At 47.1% G+C, this 13,362-nt stretch carries 14 protein-coding genes; 8 read left to right on the forward strand and 6 right to left on the reverse strand.

The features are described 5' to 3' along the window. Window positions 1-72: 72 nt before the first annotated feature. The 3 genes from rimK (at window position 73) to OW491_RS16625 (ending at window position 3,118) form a co-directional block, all read left to right on the forward strand. Entirely contained in the window at window positions 73-996 is a 924-nt protein-coding gene (gene rimK / locus OW491_RS16615; protein ID WP_246283359.1) for a 30S ribosomal protein S6--L-glutamate ligase, read from the forward strand. 132 nt (window positions 997-1,128) lie between these two features. Next, window positions 1,129-2,277, forward strand: a complete 1,149-nt coding sequence (locus tag OW491_RS16620) for a pyridoxal phosphate-dependent aminotransferase (protein ID WP_290037003.1) — start codon at window positions 1,129-1,131, stop codon at window positions 2,275-2,277. 52 nt (window positions 2,278-2,329) lie between these two features. After that, complete coding sequence (locus tag OW491_RS16625; protein WP_290037006.1) at window positions 2,330-3,118, forward strand: amidohydrolase; 789 nt, start codon at window positions 2,330-2,332, stop codon at window positions 3,116-3,118. On the opposite strand, the gene OW491_RS16630 is transcribed toward OW491_RS16625, so the two are convergent. The 3 genes from OW491_RS16630 to OW491_RS16640 form a co-directional block, all read right to left on the reverse strand. Then, the gene (locus OW491_RS16630; RefSeq protein WP_290037008.1) at window positions 3,115-4,089 is read right to left on the reverse strand and encodes a ChaN family lipoprotein; all 975 of its coding nucleotides are present in this window, start codon (window positions 4,087-4,089) and stop codon (window positions 3,115-3,117) included. The genes OW491_RS16625 and OW491_RS16630 overlap by 4 nt on opposite strands. A gap of 60 nt (window positions 4,090-4,149) precedes the next feature. Continuing rightward, the gene (gene raiA, locus OW491_RS16635; RefSeq protein ID WP_075172734.1) at window positions 4,150-4,551 is read right to left on the reverse strand and encodes a ribosome-associated translation inhibitor RaiA; all 402 of its coding nucleotides are present in this window, start codon (window positions 4,549-4,551) and stop codon (window positions 4,150-4,152) included. Window positions 4,552-4,749: 198 nt separating this feature from the next. Further along, entirely contained in the window at window positions 4,750-5,073 is a 324-nt protein-coding gene (locus tag OW491_RS16640) for a hypothetical protein (protein ID WP_075178407.1), read from the reverse strand. A gap of 113 nt (window positions 5,074-5,186) precedes the next feature. Here OW491_RS16640 and OW491_RS16645 point away from each other — a divergent pair, with 113 nt between their 5' ends. After that, the gene (locus OW491_RS16645) at window positions 5,187-5,663 is read left to right on the forward strand and encodes a DUF2947 domain-containing protein (protein WP_290037011.1); all 477 of its coding nucleotides are present in this window, start codon (window positions 5,187-5,189) and stop codon (window positions 5,661-5,663) included. A 90-nt stretch (window positions 5,664-5,753) separates the two neighbouring features. Here the strand turns inward: OW491_RS16645 and OW491_RS16650 are convergent, their stop codons facing one another. Continuing rightward, window positions 5,754-6,125 (reverse strand): STAS/SEC14 domain-containing protein, encoded by a 372-nt coding sequence (locus OW491_RS16650; protein WP_290037012.1) that lies wholly within the window; start codon window positions 6,123-6,125, stop codon window positions 5,754-5,756. A 57-nt stretch (window positions 6,126-6,182) separates the two neighbouring features. Next, the gene (locus OW491_RS16655) at window positions 6,183-6,806 is read right to left on the reverse strand and encodes a TetR/AcrR family transcriptional regulator (protein ID WP_290037013.1); all 624 of its coding nucleotides are present in this window, start codon (window positions 6,804-6,806) and stop codon (window positions 6,183-6,185) included. An 82-nt stretch (window positions 6,807-6,888) separates the two neighbouring features. Between OW491_RS16655 and OW491_RS16660 the strand changes: the two genes are divergently transcribed. The 3 genes from OW491_RS16660 (at window position 6,889) to OW491_RS16670 (ending at window position 11,973) form a co-directional block, all read left to right on the forward strand. Further along, window positions 6,889-7,962 carry an efflux RND transporter periplasmic adaptor subunit gene (locus tag OW491_RS16660; RefSeq protein ID WP_290037014.1) on the forward strand — a complete coding sequence of 358 codons (1,074 nt, stop codon included), beginning with the start codon at window positions 6,889-6,891 and terminating at the stop codon, window positions 7,960-7,962. A 14-nt stretch (window positions 7,963-7,976) separates the two neighbouring features. After that, window positions 7,977-11,033, forward strand: coding sequence for an efflux RND transporter permease subunit (locus OW491_RS16665; RefSeq protein ID WP_290037016.1), 3,057 nt, complete (start codon window positions 7,977-7,979; stop codon window positions 11,031-11,033). A 64-nt stretch (window positions 11,034-11,097) separates the two neighbouring features. Continuing rightward, entirely contained in the window at window positions 11,098-11,973 is an 876-nt protein-coding gene (locus tag OW491_RS16670) for a DNA ligase (protein ID WP_290037017.1), read from the forward strand. Between the two features lie 43 nt (window positions 11,974-12,016). Here the strand turns inward: OW491_RS16670 and OW491_RS16675 are convergent, their stop codons facing one another. After that, window positions 12,017-12,637, reverse strand: a complete 621-nt coding sequence (locus OW491_RS16675; protein ID WP_290037018.1) for a DNA-J related domain-containing protein — start codon at window positions 12,635-12,637, stop codon at window positions 12,017-12,019. 134 nt (window positions 12,638-12,771) lie between these two features. Between OW491_RS16675 and OW491_RS16680 the strand changes: the two genes are divergently transcribed. Beyond that, the gene (locus tag OW491_RS16680) at window positions 12,772-13,302 is read left to right on the forward strand and encodes a DUF3465 domain-containing protein (RefSeq protein ID WP_215152306.1); all 531 of its coding nucleotides are present in this window, start codon (window positions 12,772-12,774) and stop codon (window positions 13,300-13,302) included. Window positions 13,303-13,362: the final 60 nt, after the last annotated feature.

Below are 13,362 nucleotides of genomic sequence, written 5' to 3' on the forward strand. Positions count from 1 at the left end.
TTTGCTGTCGGGGAAATGGAAGATGAAATCATTCAAACGTTATACGGGAAAGTAGAAAAACCCAAAAACGGTTTGAAGATTGGGGTGTTGGCAAGCAACCCTGACCTCTACAGTAACCAACGGTTACTAGAGGCTGGTGCTGAGCGCGGGCATGAGATGGTGTTTCTTAACTTGCAGCAGTGCTATATGAAAGTGGACGACATCAATCCCGATGTACACTTTCGCGGTGGAGCAACGCTAAGCGACTTAGATGCTGTGATTACCCGTATTAAGCCAAGCCAAACTTTTTATGGCTGTGCATTGGCGCGCCAGTTTGACAGCATGGGGATTTATACCGTTAACTCGTCTGAGGCGATAGCGCAATCTCGGGATAAATTGTTTGCGTTACAGCTAATGCTAAAAAGCGGTATTAGCATTCCAACTACGGGCTTTGCTAGCTCGCCAATGGACACTAATGACCTCATTGAAATGGTCGGTGGTGCTCCGTTAATTGTTAAGTTGTTGGAAGGTACGCAAGGCAGTGGTGTCGTTTTGGCCGAAACTAAAAAAGCGGCCGAAAGTGTGATTAACGCCTTTAAAGCGGTGAGTGCTAATTTGTTAGTACAAGAGTTTATTAAAGAAGCAGATGGCAAAGATCTACGCTGCTTCGTTATTGATGGAAAAGTAGTCGCTTCTATACAACGCACGGCAGCGCCGGGTGAGTTCCGAGCTAACTTGCACAAAGGCGGTAGCGCCTCCATTGTTAAGATTACGCCCGAAGAGCGCAAATTATCAATCAAGGCAGCAAAAGCGCTTGGTCTTCAGATAGCGGGTGTTGATTTAATCCGCTCGAAAAAAGGTCCGCTGTTGCTTGAAGTGAACTCATCTCCTGGTTTAGAAGGCATAGAGACTGCTACGGGTAAAGACGTGGCGGGTATGATCATTTCATCGATTGAGAATAAACTGAACTGGAAGCAGCCAGTAGCAGGAGCCACCGCCGATCAGGCGAGTGAGTAAACCTGTTGTAACAGCAAGCTAAACCTGATGAAGGGCTTAGCTTGCTCTTGTTTGGCCTCGTTAGACAATGAACTCCCTGCCTTGAAGCCGTTAATGCGCTCAACATAGCCAGTATGGATTGTATTAAACGTTATGATTTATCCACACACTAAACTCCCTAAAGTCGGTACGACTATCTTTTCAGTGATGTCGCAAATGGCGGCGGAACATAACGCAATTAACCTGTCTCAAGGTTTCCCCGATTTTGATGGGCCGTCAGCGCTTCTGGAGGCCGTTGGTCGTTATATCGCGCAGGGTGCTAACCAATATGCACCTATGACGGGCGTACCTGCATTAAGAGAACAAATCGCCCAAAAGGTCGCTTTGCTTTACGGCCGCGAGGTGTCGGTAGACCATGAAATTACCGTTACCTCGGGTGCTACCGAAGCCTTATTTGCTGCCATTGCGGCGGTGGTGCGTGCGGATGATGAGGTGATAATTTTTGATCCCGCTTACGACAGTTATGAACCAGCGATAGAGTTGAATGGTGCCAAGGCAGTACGTTTACAGTTGCAAGCCCCAGACTTTAGGGTGAACTGGGATGAAGTAAGCGCGCAAATTACCGACAAAACACGCCTGATTATTCTTAACTCACCCCATAACCCAACCGGTACTACATTAGGTGCGGATGATTTAGAAAGGCTAGCCGAGCTAGTGGAGGGCACTGATATTCTCTTATTGGGCGATGAGGTGTATGAGCATATTGTTTTTGATAACGCGCCACACCATAGCTTGTTAACACATGCGCAGCTGTATGAACGCAGTTTTGTTGTTTCATCGTTTGGTAAAACGTATCACACAACGGGTTGGAAAGTGGGCTACTGTGTCGCACCGCCGGCTTTAAGTGTCGAATTGCGCAAGGTGCACCAGTACCTTACCTTTTCGACCTCAACTCCCATGCAACTCGCGTTGGCTGATATTATGCGCGATGAGCCTCAACATGTGAGTGAGTTACCCGCATTTTATCAGCATAAAAGGGATCTTTTTTGTGATTTGATTCAACCCAGCCGCTTTAAATTTACACCGACGTCGGGTACCTATTTTCAGTGTGTTGATTACAGTGCGATTAGTGATTTACCGGATGTCGAGTTTTGTAAATGGCTGATTGAAAAAGCTGGTGTCGCGGCCATACCTGTTTCCGTTTTTTGCGAAGCGCCACCGGATATCCGCTTAGTGCGTTTTTGTTTTGCGAAAAGTGATGAAACGTTGCGAGCAGCAGCCGAGCGCATCTGTGCCATTTAAGCGCCCTCAAGAAACCCTATAAAGTGTTAACTGGCTATGTGAAGGAGGTGAAATGGAAACGTTAAACTCATTGAGAGTCTCATTGGTGCAAACCCCGCTACATTGGGAAAATGCAGCAGAAAATAGAACCCAATTCACGGCTTTATTAGCGCCTTTAGCCGGCCAAACAGACTTGGTTGTGTTACCTGAAATGTTCACAACGGGGTTCATGATGCAACCCGAGGTACAGGCAGAGCCCGCTGATGGGCCTACGTTAGCTTGGATGAAGCAGCAAGCCTGTCAACTCGATGCCGCTATCTGCGGGTCTATTGCGGTAGAAGAAGGCGGACAGTATTTTAACCGCTTTCTGCTGGTTACCCCGCAAGCGCATGTGATGAGCTACGACAAACGCCACTTATTCCGAATGGGAAGTGAGCCAGACCATTACACAGCGGGGCAAGAGCGCAAAGTTTTCGAATACCGTGGATGGCGTATATTACCTCAAGTGTGCTACGACCTACGTTTTCCTGTGTTTATACGTAACCGCAATGACTACGATTTGGCTATATTTGTAGCCAACTGGCCTGCTGCCCGTGCGCGGGTTTGGCGTACGTTGCTAGAGGCGCGAGCACTCGAAAACCAAAGCTATGTAGTTGGGGTTAACCGCATTGGTCAAGACGGAATGAACCTTGATTACCGCGGGGATAGTATGCTGATTGATTACAGTGGTACCGCGTTAATTGATCACAGCCCGAATGAGGCGTTTGTAGAAACGGCAACAATCAACCGTAATCGCCTTAATGACTTTAAAGCCAAGTTCCCTGCGTGGATGGATGGAGATGAGTTTACGTTAGCGACTTAGCCGTCTTTACTTTTTACGTGTGAGGGCGATTTTTTCTGCCACTGCTGGCGAAGATCGTCACAATAGTTAGTGTTGTTGGCTTTGGGCGTAAACCAAACATAATCAGCTTTGGACAGCGTTGTGTAGTCTTGCGCTTGCTCGTGTGTGGCGTCTACTTCCACTAAGAGTATCGTGCGTGTGTGTTGCTGTTCGACTGGCGACAAATGTAACGGGACGCCTACGCTTTTATCCGTGTGAAAACCTCCTGCCACTAAAATGACGTTATCGGTAGAGCGCTGTTTAATGGTGTAAGCTAAGCTCGCATCTCGTGCCAGTTGAACGCTAACCATAGGCGCGAGCTGGTTGCGCTGCATGAGCTGGCAGTGGCTTTCGTACACTTGGTCAAGCACCTGATCTTTAACTGCCTGAGTGATACCCTGCGTGCTAGCAAACCGCTGTGTTTTGGGGACTCCCGCTTTATAAATAGTATTAATAGCATCTCGGCTAATGTTGCCGCTGTGTACAGGCATGTTTTGCTCAAGCGCCGCTTTGATTAATGGCCCATAATCTTGCCAAGGCCAGCTATCGTCCTGCCAGTTTAGCCGCTGTTTTAAATCCGAATCGCTCATGCCCGAAATGATAGTGTTAGTCGTTTGGCTGTCATCTAACATTTCGAGCACAAGACTTGTGTTGGCAGAGTCGGAAGGGTAGAGCTGTTGTATTAGCCACGTTTCTATTTGATGGTGATCAGCGTTGTCGTGCTTTTCACCAATAAGCACAATAGGGTATTGAGACAGCTCGCTAACAAGCTCTGTAGGCGATAGGGATCTTTGGCTCTCAAGGGCTATGATTTGGCCAACTAACGGATGGTCTTTAAGCAGGGGCGATTGCCAGGTTACGGGCATAAATGTGTTAGGTGTTTGGCTAGCAGGTGCGGCAGCTGCCAAAAAAAGAGAAAGAGAGGTAATTAGGCTAGCTAGATGTTTCATCATGAGTCTTAGTCGTAAAAAAGACCCCGAAGGGCCTTTCTAATAAGAGGAAAAAGGGAAATATTAGCTTACTTTTTCGAGTAGCTCGTCAATATCTTCATAGCCTTCTAGCTCTATCTCTTCGTCAGGCACTGCGCTTTCGGGCTCAACTAAGAACGCTTCTTTTTTAGGTAGCCCTTTTTTGTGAACCATTTTACCGTGCATTTTATCGAGCTGACGGTCTATTTTTTGTGAAACGGCGTCGAGCGCAGCATAAAGGTTTTGCCCTTCAGCTTTAGCGGTGACTTCTTTACCACCGGCGTGGAGTATGGCTTCGACTTCGTCTAGGTGATCGTGTTTAGACAGGGTGACTTGCGCGCTGGTTATCATATCAAAACGCTCCTGAGCGTGTTCTAACCAACTTTCTATTTTTTCGCGTACGGCTGGGGAAACTTTATCTTGGCGATGTGTGACATTAATGATCATCTTTTTATTTCCTTACTGTCCTATGACAGGCGTTAGCAAAACAGGGGTAAACGTAAATCCTTCCTCCAATGGGAATCTCCAAATGAGATTCATTATCAAATGTGACTGTAAGATTACTATAGACCTGTTTTGCTCGCTTTGGAAACAACTTTTTTCCGTTGATCTGTGCAACAGTTGTTTTAGCTCAGCGGAAGGAACTTATTCCTCTACCCATACCTCACGAACAGGTTCCCCAAAGTCGTCGTAAATAATTTTCTTTTTGGGTTTACGTGAAAAAGAATGAGAAGGTTTAGAGACCGTTTTGGCACGTCGGCGCGCATCGATAGCTGCCATTTCTTTTGTGGTAGGCGTGCGCTCTTCTTTGGGGTAGCCAAATACAAAGCTATTACGATTGTAGTTGCCGTCTTCTAAACCAGAGGCTCCACTTTCGACGGACTTGATTTCACCGCCTTGCTGGATGAACTCTTCGATCTTAGATTCAAGCTGTTGGCGGGTTTCCGCTTTTGTTGGACGTTTATTCATAGTTGAAATTATGCCGGATAAAGCAGCACGATGTCTTGTTTTATACGTTAAGAGTGTGGGTTGCTGACCCGAGGTTGGCTATACTAGTCTATATTTACACGCAGAGTTACTGAATGAACTACTTAACTATAGACCAGTATCGACATGCTTGGTTCTATCGCCATCAAGATATGCCTGTTCCAGCCTCCGATTTGGAGCAGATAAAACCCATGACACCAGCGCGCTCGCGTACCTTATGGGAAACTTTTATCAGTAAAGAAGCCGACTTCCCCGAAGATTTTGGCAAAGGCGAGTGGGTCACTCATGGCAATACGTGGTTAGAAACAGACTGCGATTGGCAGACACCCTGGGAAAGTGAAGATCAAGAGTTGCCCATTAGCATACTCGAGCACCTGCTATGGGATGATGGCACTGTTGTCTACTTTTGTTACGCGGCGGATCATGTTGTAGAAACGCGCTGGGGCGTCTTTAAAAAATACTGGAAGAACTTCTTATTCATGGATGACGGCCCGTTACTGATAGGCAAACGGCGTAAAGAAGTTGTCCAGTTTTTCCAGACGGGCCGGTGCCGTATAGGGAACCAGCCTTAGGCCATTTAGCTTACGGCCTATGCTTAAACGCTTGATAGCGGGTCGACAGCGCAATGCTTATGGCCCGCCCTATATTGCTTAGCAAACGTACTACACTTCGCCGTCATTGCTCCAATGCAACGCGTGCAGAAACTGGCTTTCACTAAAGTGCTGAACTTCACCCTTTGTTAGGGAGTTTCCAAACGTAGCAGCCCAGTCCATCCATTGAGGACCAGCGACAATTGCAATGCGTATAAAATCTTGTGCGTGGTTGATGCCGAGTTTTGCATCTTCCCAGATAGCACCGACCTCAAAGCCCGTAAAAGTTTGGTCAAAGTAAATAACCATGCGTAACGGGCCAAATTTTTGTACTTTGTCTTCAATTAAAGGTACTAAAATTTCTTGGTAATCTTGGGTGCTGAGCGTTTCTGAGGCTTGTACACAAATGAAATCGCCAGCAGTATCGGGTAGGACAGATAGCATAATTAGCCTTATAAAATGAAGTAAATAACATTAAATAAGGCTAATTGTACGGGAGCTTTATGCCGTGAACCAGTTCTCAAGGAAGAGATCGATCAATGCATCGCCATCTTTAATGAGGTTAATTCGGTTGCAACGATCCTGCATATTAATATCAATCAGTCCGTGGGCATAACTCCATAGCGCACTGGCAAGCAGCTCCGGGGAGTAATCTTTGCGTAGCTTTTGCTTATCCGCTAAATTTTGAATAGCGATCAATAAATGGCTGTATATGCTCTGGGCTTTGTCTTCGAGGAAGGTTTGCAGGTCAGTCTGTTGTGTTGTAGCTTCGACAGAGTTCATCACAATGCGAACGGCCTGGCTGGCTTTTTCGTCTTCGGCTATAGTGCTAATCATACGTTTTATTGTTGATTTGAAATACTCAACCGGTTCTGGCTCGTTGAGTTGTAACAGGGCATTAAACGTATTTTTTAATAAGTGTGAAGCGTCACGCTGCCACAAGGCTCTGATCACGTCTTCTTTGTTCTCAAAGTGCCAATAGACAGCGCCACGTGTCATCCCTGTGTACTTGGCAATATCATTCAGGGTGGTGTGGCTGGCGCCTTGCTTGTTGAATAGCACTGCGGATGCATCGAGAATGGCATGATAGGTTTTAAGCGCTTCTTCTTTAGTTTTTCTAGCCATATTAATTAGTTTCTATTTTAACAAGTGTATTTACAGGGTATTATACATACAAACAAGAATGTATAAAGGTGGTGGGTAAAATATGTATCGTCTTATGATGTTGATTACATCGGTTCTGATTTTGACCGCCTGTGGAGAAGAGGCAGAGTCCCAATCTACACAAGAGCCAGTCATCAGACCTGCAAAAATCGCAGTAGTTCAGGGCGCAGAGCAACAAGCAAGACGAATTTTTCCGGGTACCATCGAGGCGGCTCAACATTCTGCTTTAAGCTTTAGGGTATCAGGTGAATTAACAAAGTTACCAGTTCAAGCCGGTGCCCGTGTCGTTAAGGGACAAGTCTTGGCTGAATTGGATCAATCCGATTACAAAAATACCTTGGCTGACCGTCAGGCTAAGTATGATTTAGCCAATATCCAGTATAAGCAGATTAAATCGCTGCTAGAGAAAAACTATGCCAGCCAAACCAAACTAGATGAAGTACGCGCTAACTTAAAAGCGGCACAGTCGGCCCTTGCGATTGCACGTGACAATTTAAGCTATACGAAGCTGGTGGCGCCATTTGATGGTGTTGTAGCACGTGTTGATGTTGAAAATTACCAATCTATTCAGGCATTAAAACCTATTATTGAGCTACAGGATGTAGGCGATGTCGATATTGTATTTAATGTTCCCGAAGCCTTGTTAACACAAATCAATCCGCAAACCGCACGTGATTTGTGTGGTGTGGTCCGCTTCGATAGCCGGCCTGATCAGGAGTTCCCCGCCTGCTATAAAAAGCATGACTCAGTACCCGATACATTAACTCGGACTTATCAAGTCGTGTTTACTATGCCTCAAGGGAGCAGTTTTTCGGTACTACCGGGCATGTCTGTGAGTATCGAAGTCAATCTGGCTCCGGCTTTACTGCAGCCAGCGGCTGAAACCGTCGTGAGTGTGCCGCTAGGGTCGGTTTTTGAACGGGGTGGTAAAGAGTACGTTTGGTTGCTGGATGAAGCGCTTGTTGCCTCTTTGCATCCGGTTAATGTGATCCGCATCGTCGATGATCATATGTTGGTTGAAGGGGTAGCCTCGGGAAGTAAAGTGATTGCCGCCGGTGTGAGTTACGTACAAGAAGGGCAGCAAGTTCGTCCTCTCGCTAAAGAACGTGGGCTGTAAGCTGAGGCAATTTCATGAATTTAGTTGATTACACCGTACGCCACCGCTCTGTGTCTTGGATGGTTATTGTCCTATTAATTGGGGGAGGCATTCTCTCATTTCTAGGATTGGGCCGGTTAGAAGACCCCGCATTTACGATAAAACAAGCGTTGATCAATACCCAATACCCTGGGGCATCTCCACAAGAAGTCGAAGAGGAAGTGACGCTAGTACTCGAAGATGCGATTCAACGTTTACCTTACGTTGACCACATAGAGTCGACCTCCAGTGCGGGGCTATCTCAAATTAAAGTAGAGATGAAAAGCATTTACCGTAAGGATGATCTCGCGCAAATATGGGATGAGATGAGGCGCAAAATTAATGACAACGCCATGTATCTGCCACCCGGTGCCGAATCACCGATGGTGATTGATGACTTTAGCGATGTTTATGGAATATTTTTAGCCGTTACCGGAGAGGGGTTCGATTACCAGCAGCTTGCCGATTACACGGATTTTTTAAAGCGGGAGCTCGTTCTAGTGCCCGGTGTTGGCAAGGTTACCGCCGGTGGTGAGCGTAGCGAACAAATCCAGTTGGAAATTGACCGCGCCAAACTAGCGGCATCTGGCTTTTCGGTCGCTGCTTTACAGCAGGTACTCAGTAATCATAATTTGGTTAATGATGCCGGTAAAATCCAAGTTGGCAGCGAATATATTCGTATATCACCCAAAGCGAGTGAAAACTCAGCTGTTTCGGGGCTGTCCAGCATCCTTTTAGGGCAGGCTAACGGTGAGTTGGTTTACCTGACTGATATAGCCAAGATCAAAAAGAACTATGTTGATCCCCCCACGCATTTATACCGGTTTAATGGCGATTCGGCCCTCACACTCAACATCTCGTTTGCTAACAATGTCAACGTAGTAGAGGTTGGCAAGGCCGTAAACACGCGCATGGCCGAGCTGGAATACGCGCGTCCTGTTGGGGTTGAGCTCAATTATATTTATAACCAACCGCAGCGTGTTGAAGAGTCTGTCAATAACTTTTTGATAAGCCTTGGGCAAGCGGTAGCGATCGTGGTTATTGTTTTGCTGCTCTCGATGGGGCTGCGACCCGGCATATTAATGAGTGGCGTATTACTGCTGACAATTCTCGGTACGTTTATTGTAATGCGTATTATGGATATTGAGCTGCATCGAATATCGCTGGGGGCATTAATTATCGCATTGGGCATGTTGGTGGATAATGCGATTGTGATCACCGAAGGCGTGCTCATAGGTATGCAGCGCGGGTTATCGCGGTTGGCGGCGGCAAAACAGATAGTGTCGAACACCTCGTGGCCACTGTTGGGCGCAACGGTTATAGCTATTACAGCGTTCGCGCCTATCGGCCTGTCGCCCGATGCCAGCGGTGAGTTCACCAATAGCTTGTTTTGGGTGCTATTAATCTCACTGTTTTTGAGCTGGATACTGGCCATTACCATTACCCCTTTCTTTTGCTATCTGCTGTTTCGTGATCAAGTCGCAAATGGGAAGCAGGCAGAACCAAACGACCCGTATCGTGGCATCGTCTATCGAGTGTTTCGCCACATGCTGCGCTTTACTCTTCGTTTTAGGGTACTCACGATGCTGTGCATGTTGGCGATTCTAGCCACATCGCTTTGGGGCTTTAAATTTGTTAAGCAAGGCTTTTTCCCAACCACATCACTTCCGATTGTATTGGTAGATTACTGGCTACCTGAAGGGACCGATATCAGGGCTACGGAGCGTGATATTGAGCAGTTAGAACAGCGCATTTTATCGCTCGACAATGTAGCGAAGGTTACTAGCACAATAGGCCAAGGCGCCGAACGTTTTATGCTGACTTACAACCCAGAGCGTAACTTTGCGAACTACGCTCAATTGATATTAGAAACCCACAGTTACGAACAAATAAAGCCAACACTGAATACCATCACTGATATTTTGAATGATGAGTTCCCGCAGGCATTCACTAAATTCACCCGTATTTCGATTGGCCCCTCAACAAAAGCTAAAATTGAGGCCCGCTTAAAAGGGGCGGATCCCGATGTCCTGCGCGAGTTGGCGTTAAAGGTGACCGCGGTTTTTAATGCAGAACCCGAAGCGGTTACGGTAGATCAAGATTGGCACAATCGCACGAAAGTGCTGCGTCCTATATATGATGAGGCAGAGGGGCGACGTTTAGGCGTGAGCGAAGCCGATTTGAGCGATGCGCTTAAAATACACGTTAATGGTTTGCGCATTGGCGTGTTTCGCGATGGCTCTGAGTTGCTACCCATTGTGCTGCAAGCACCAGAAAGCGAGCGTAATGGCGTAGAGTCGCTCCAAAACATACAAGTATACAGCTCAACCCAAGGGGCTTATGTCAGTATTGGGCAGTTGGTTAAGTTTATAGACATCGATTGGGAAGACCCGCTCATTAAGCGCCGCGATCGTAAACGAACCTTGGCCGTGTTGGCTGACCCCAACCCAGAAACGGGGATTACAGCAACTGATCTATTCGCTAAATTACGTGATAAGGTCGAGGCTATCGAGCTACCTCATGGCTATGAGCTTGAATGGGGAGGTGAATACGAAAGCCAACAAAAAGCGAACAAAGCGGTATTTACTCCGTTCCCTCTGGGAATCTTAGTGATGTTCGTTATTACCGTATTCATGTTTAACTCCATCAAACAAACACTCGCTATTTGGCTAACGGTTCCATTGGCCATTATCGGCGTTACCTTTGGCTTAATTGTGATGGGCGCGCCTTTTAGCTTTACAGCGCTGCTGGCTATTCTTAGTTTAGTGGGCATGCAAATTAAAAATGGCATTGTATTAGTCGAAGAAATTAAGCGCTTGCAAGAGGTGGAGTCTTACGGCTGGTTAGAAGCCATTGAAGAAGCCGCGGTCAGCCGGGTACGCCCTGTAACAATGGCCGCTATCACCACTATTTTAGGCATGATCCCGCTGCTGGCAGATGTGTTTTTCGAGCCGATGGCTGTCACCATTATGTACGGTTTAGGGTTTGCGACTGTGCTAACGTTGTTTGTGGTACCCGTTTTATTCGCGCTCTTTTATCGTGTTAAGGCGTGATAAATGGGAATCTAATAGACTGTTCGCTTAATATGGATTGATTAAAAACTAACCAAGGACGGTTATGAATACTACGCTTATTACTCGTGCGTTTTTTACCGCTGTGTTGGTACAAAGTACTTTAACTTTACCTGGCACCGTTGGTTATGCCTTCGCCGATCATCAGCCCCCACTGCAATTGGCCGAAACACTCGATGTAGCCGATATCGATGTCGATTTAAGCCGCTATTATTATGCTGAAAAGTTAGATGGAGTTAGGGGGTTTTGGAATGGCCAGTCTTTACTCACGCGTCAAGGTAACCCCATTCAGGCTCCGGAATGGTTTTTAGATCAGTTGCCTTGGTTCCCTGTTGAAGGCGAGTTGTGGCTAGGGCGAGGGTTATTTGATGAGCTATCAGGCTTGGTGCGTCAACAGACGCCAGATGACCACGAATGGCGCAAGGTTCGCTTTATGTTATTTGATTTGCCCGGGCATGCAGGTCGTTTTGTTGATCGCCGCATTGCGTTGGAAAACTGGGTGCGGCTGCATCCGCGAGACAATGTACATTTGGTAGAGCTGCACCGATATCAATCAAATGATCAGCTGTTAGATACGCTTGAACAATGGCAGTCCGACGGGGCCGAAGGCATCATGCTCTACAATGGCGACGGGTATTATCACAGCCGACGCAGCCAAGATTTGCTTAAGCTAAAAGGTTATCAAGATGATGAGGCCGTTGTCGTTGGCTACCTTCCCGGTAAAGGGAAGTACGAAGGGGTCGTCGGCTCGTTATTAGTCGAGAACAGCGAAGGCGTTCAGTTTAAGGTCGGCTCCGGATTAACCGATAACGATCGTGCTAACCCGCCTGATATAGGGGCAACAATTACTTACCGTTATAATGGCCTCACCACCTACGGTAAACCGCGCTTTGCACGTTACGAGCGCTTATATCGCCCTTAAGCCATCAGCTAAGGGCGCAGGAAACCAGCCAGCAGGACAAAGGCTAGGCTGGTAATGCGCCTGCTAAATACTCGTATGCTTCTCGTAACTCTATAAAGTCGTGTGGGTTGCCCCCTCTATCCGGGTGGCACCTCGCCGCCATACGCTGAAATTGGCGTTTCGCCGAGCGCTGAGTTGCCAGAGCAGGGTCCAGCGCTAATAGTTCGCAGCATTGGGTTATTTTATGGGGCGATAAGCACCGCGTCCAAAACTGGTTGAGTAGGGTGTTCACCGCTTGTTCGTTGGTGTTGTCGTAATGTTGCCAATCGAGATAATAATCCGCTAGCGCCGAATCACGAGTGTTGCAGGGCAGTTGGGTCGATTGAACGGTTTGAGTGGATACGCTAGCCGCAGTATTAGGGGCCAAATAATTACGTAAAGGCGAAATGTGCAAATAACCGATGCCTTCTTGCCATAAAATGCGTTGGGCTTGGTATAAAGCATTCATGGCTAAAAAGTTTTTTTTAAACAGGATGACTTCGTGAGGCTCGTGAGACAGGTCATCAAAAATACCCGCCTCTTGGCACTCGCGTATCAGGTCTAAAAGGCTAAACCCCGCGCACGAGTTGGCTGAGTCGGCTTTTAAAATACCAAGCGCTAAAGGCAAAGCGGGGTTGTTAATCAAAACCAGTTAAGCTCCTGTGATTGAGTACCCCTGTGCGGCGGGCTGAGGCTACGTAAGAGGCTATCGGCTTGGCACATCGAATGTTTAACCGTATGCTGCACGTCATTATTGTTTGATAGACCTAAGGACCCCGTGTGAAGAACTTATCTAAAATGCATCGACGTATCTTACTAGTCTTAATTTTAGGCGCTGTTTGGCTGGTTAATGAGTATAACGATGGTCGTTTATTTAATAACCCGACCGTAAAGGCAATGCTGGATAGCCAAAGCCAGCAAAGCAATAACACCTCATCTTCTTCGGCCAATACATCGTCGGTTACCGCATCTTTACAAGGCCAAGCACAAGTCGATCAGGCTTTTGCGCAACAGCGTAGCGATCTAATAGTGACGTTAGATGCCGAAGTCATTAAAGTGCTGCCAGACGATAACAAAGGCTCGCGCCATCAGCGTTTTTTGCTCAAACTGGATTCGGGCTTAACGGTGCTTGTAGCACATAATATTGATTTAGCCCCGCGTGTGGCTGATCTGAGCCGTGGCGATGTAATCCGCATTAAAGGTGAATACGAATGGACCGATAAAGGCGGCGTCATTCACTGGACACACCACGACCCGGCTGGTCGCCACGTTGGCGGCTGGATCGAACGCAATGGGCAGCGCTACGAGTAGTATTTACAGCCGCATGTTAGCGTTTAACCTTAGTGTTTATCTGTGTTAGTTGCTGCAAAA

This window comes from Neptunomonas sp. CHC150, assembly GCF_030397555.1.
In the GTDB taxonomy this organism is placed as follows: Bacteria; Pseudomonadota; Gammaproteobacteria; order Pseudomonadales; family Balneatricaceae; genus Neptunomonas; species Neptunomonas phycophila.

What these genes read in the sequence shown, in the direction of transcription:
- OW491_RS16670 (WP_290037017.1), top strand. Translation starts at nt 11,098, where the DNA reads ATGAATACTACGCTTATTACTCGTGCGTTTTTTACCGCTGTGTTGGTA.
- raiA (WP_075172734.1), bottom strand. Translation starts at nt 4,551, where the DNA reads ATGATCATTAATGTCACACATCGCCAAGATAAAGTTTCCCCAGCCGTA.
- OW491_RS16645 (WP_290037011.1), top strand. Translation starts at nt 5,187, where the DNA reads ATGAACTACTTAACTATAGACCAGTATCGACATGCTTGGTTCTATCGC.
- OW491_RS16650 (WP_290037012.1), bottom strand. Translation starts at nt 6,125, where the DNA reads ATGCTATCTGTCCTACCCGATACTGCTGGCGATTTCATTTGTGTACAA.
- OW491_RS16625 (WP_290037006.1), top strand. Translation starts at nt 2,330, where the DNA reads ATGGAAACGTTAAACTCATTGAGAGTCTCATTGGTGCAAACCCCGCTA.
- OW491_RS16665 (WP_290037016.1), top strand. Translation starts at nt 7,977, where the DNA reads ATGAATTTAGTTGATTACACCGTACGCCACCGCTCTGTGTCTTGGATG.
- OW491_RS16660 (WP_290037014.1), top strand. Translation starts at nt 6,889, where the DNA reads ATGTATCGTCTTATGATGTTGATTACATCGGTTCTGATTTTGACCGCC.
- OW491_RS16630 (WP_290037008.1), bottom strand. Translation starts at nt 4,089, where the DNA reads ATGATGAAACATCTAGCTAGCCTAATTACCTCTCTTTCTCTTTTTTTG.
- OW491_RS16640 (WP_075178407.1), bottom strand. Translation starts at nt 5,073, where the DNA reads ATGAATAAACGTCCAACAAAAGCGGAAACCCGCCAACAGCTTGAATCT.
- OW491_RS16655 (WP_290037013.1), bottom strand. Translation starts at nt 6,806, where the DNA reads ATGGCTAGAAAAACTAAAGAAGAAGCGCTTAAAACCTATCATGCCATT.
- OW491_RS16620 (WP_290037003.1), top strand. Translation starts at nt 1,129, where the DNA reads ATGATTTATCCACACACTAAACTCCCTAAAGTCGGTACGACTATCTTT.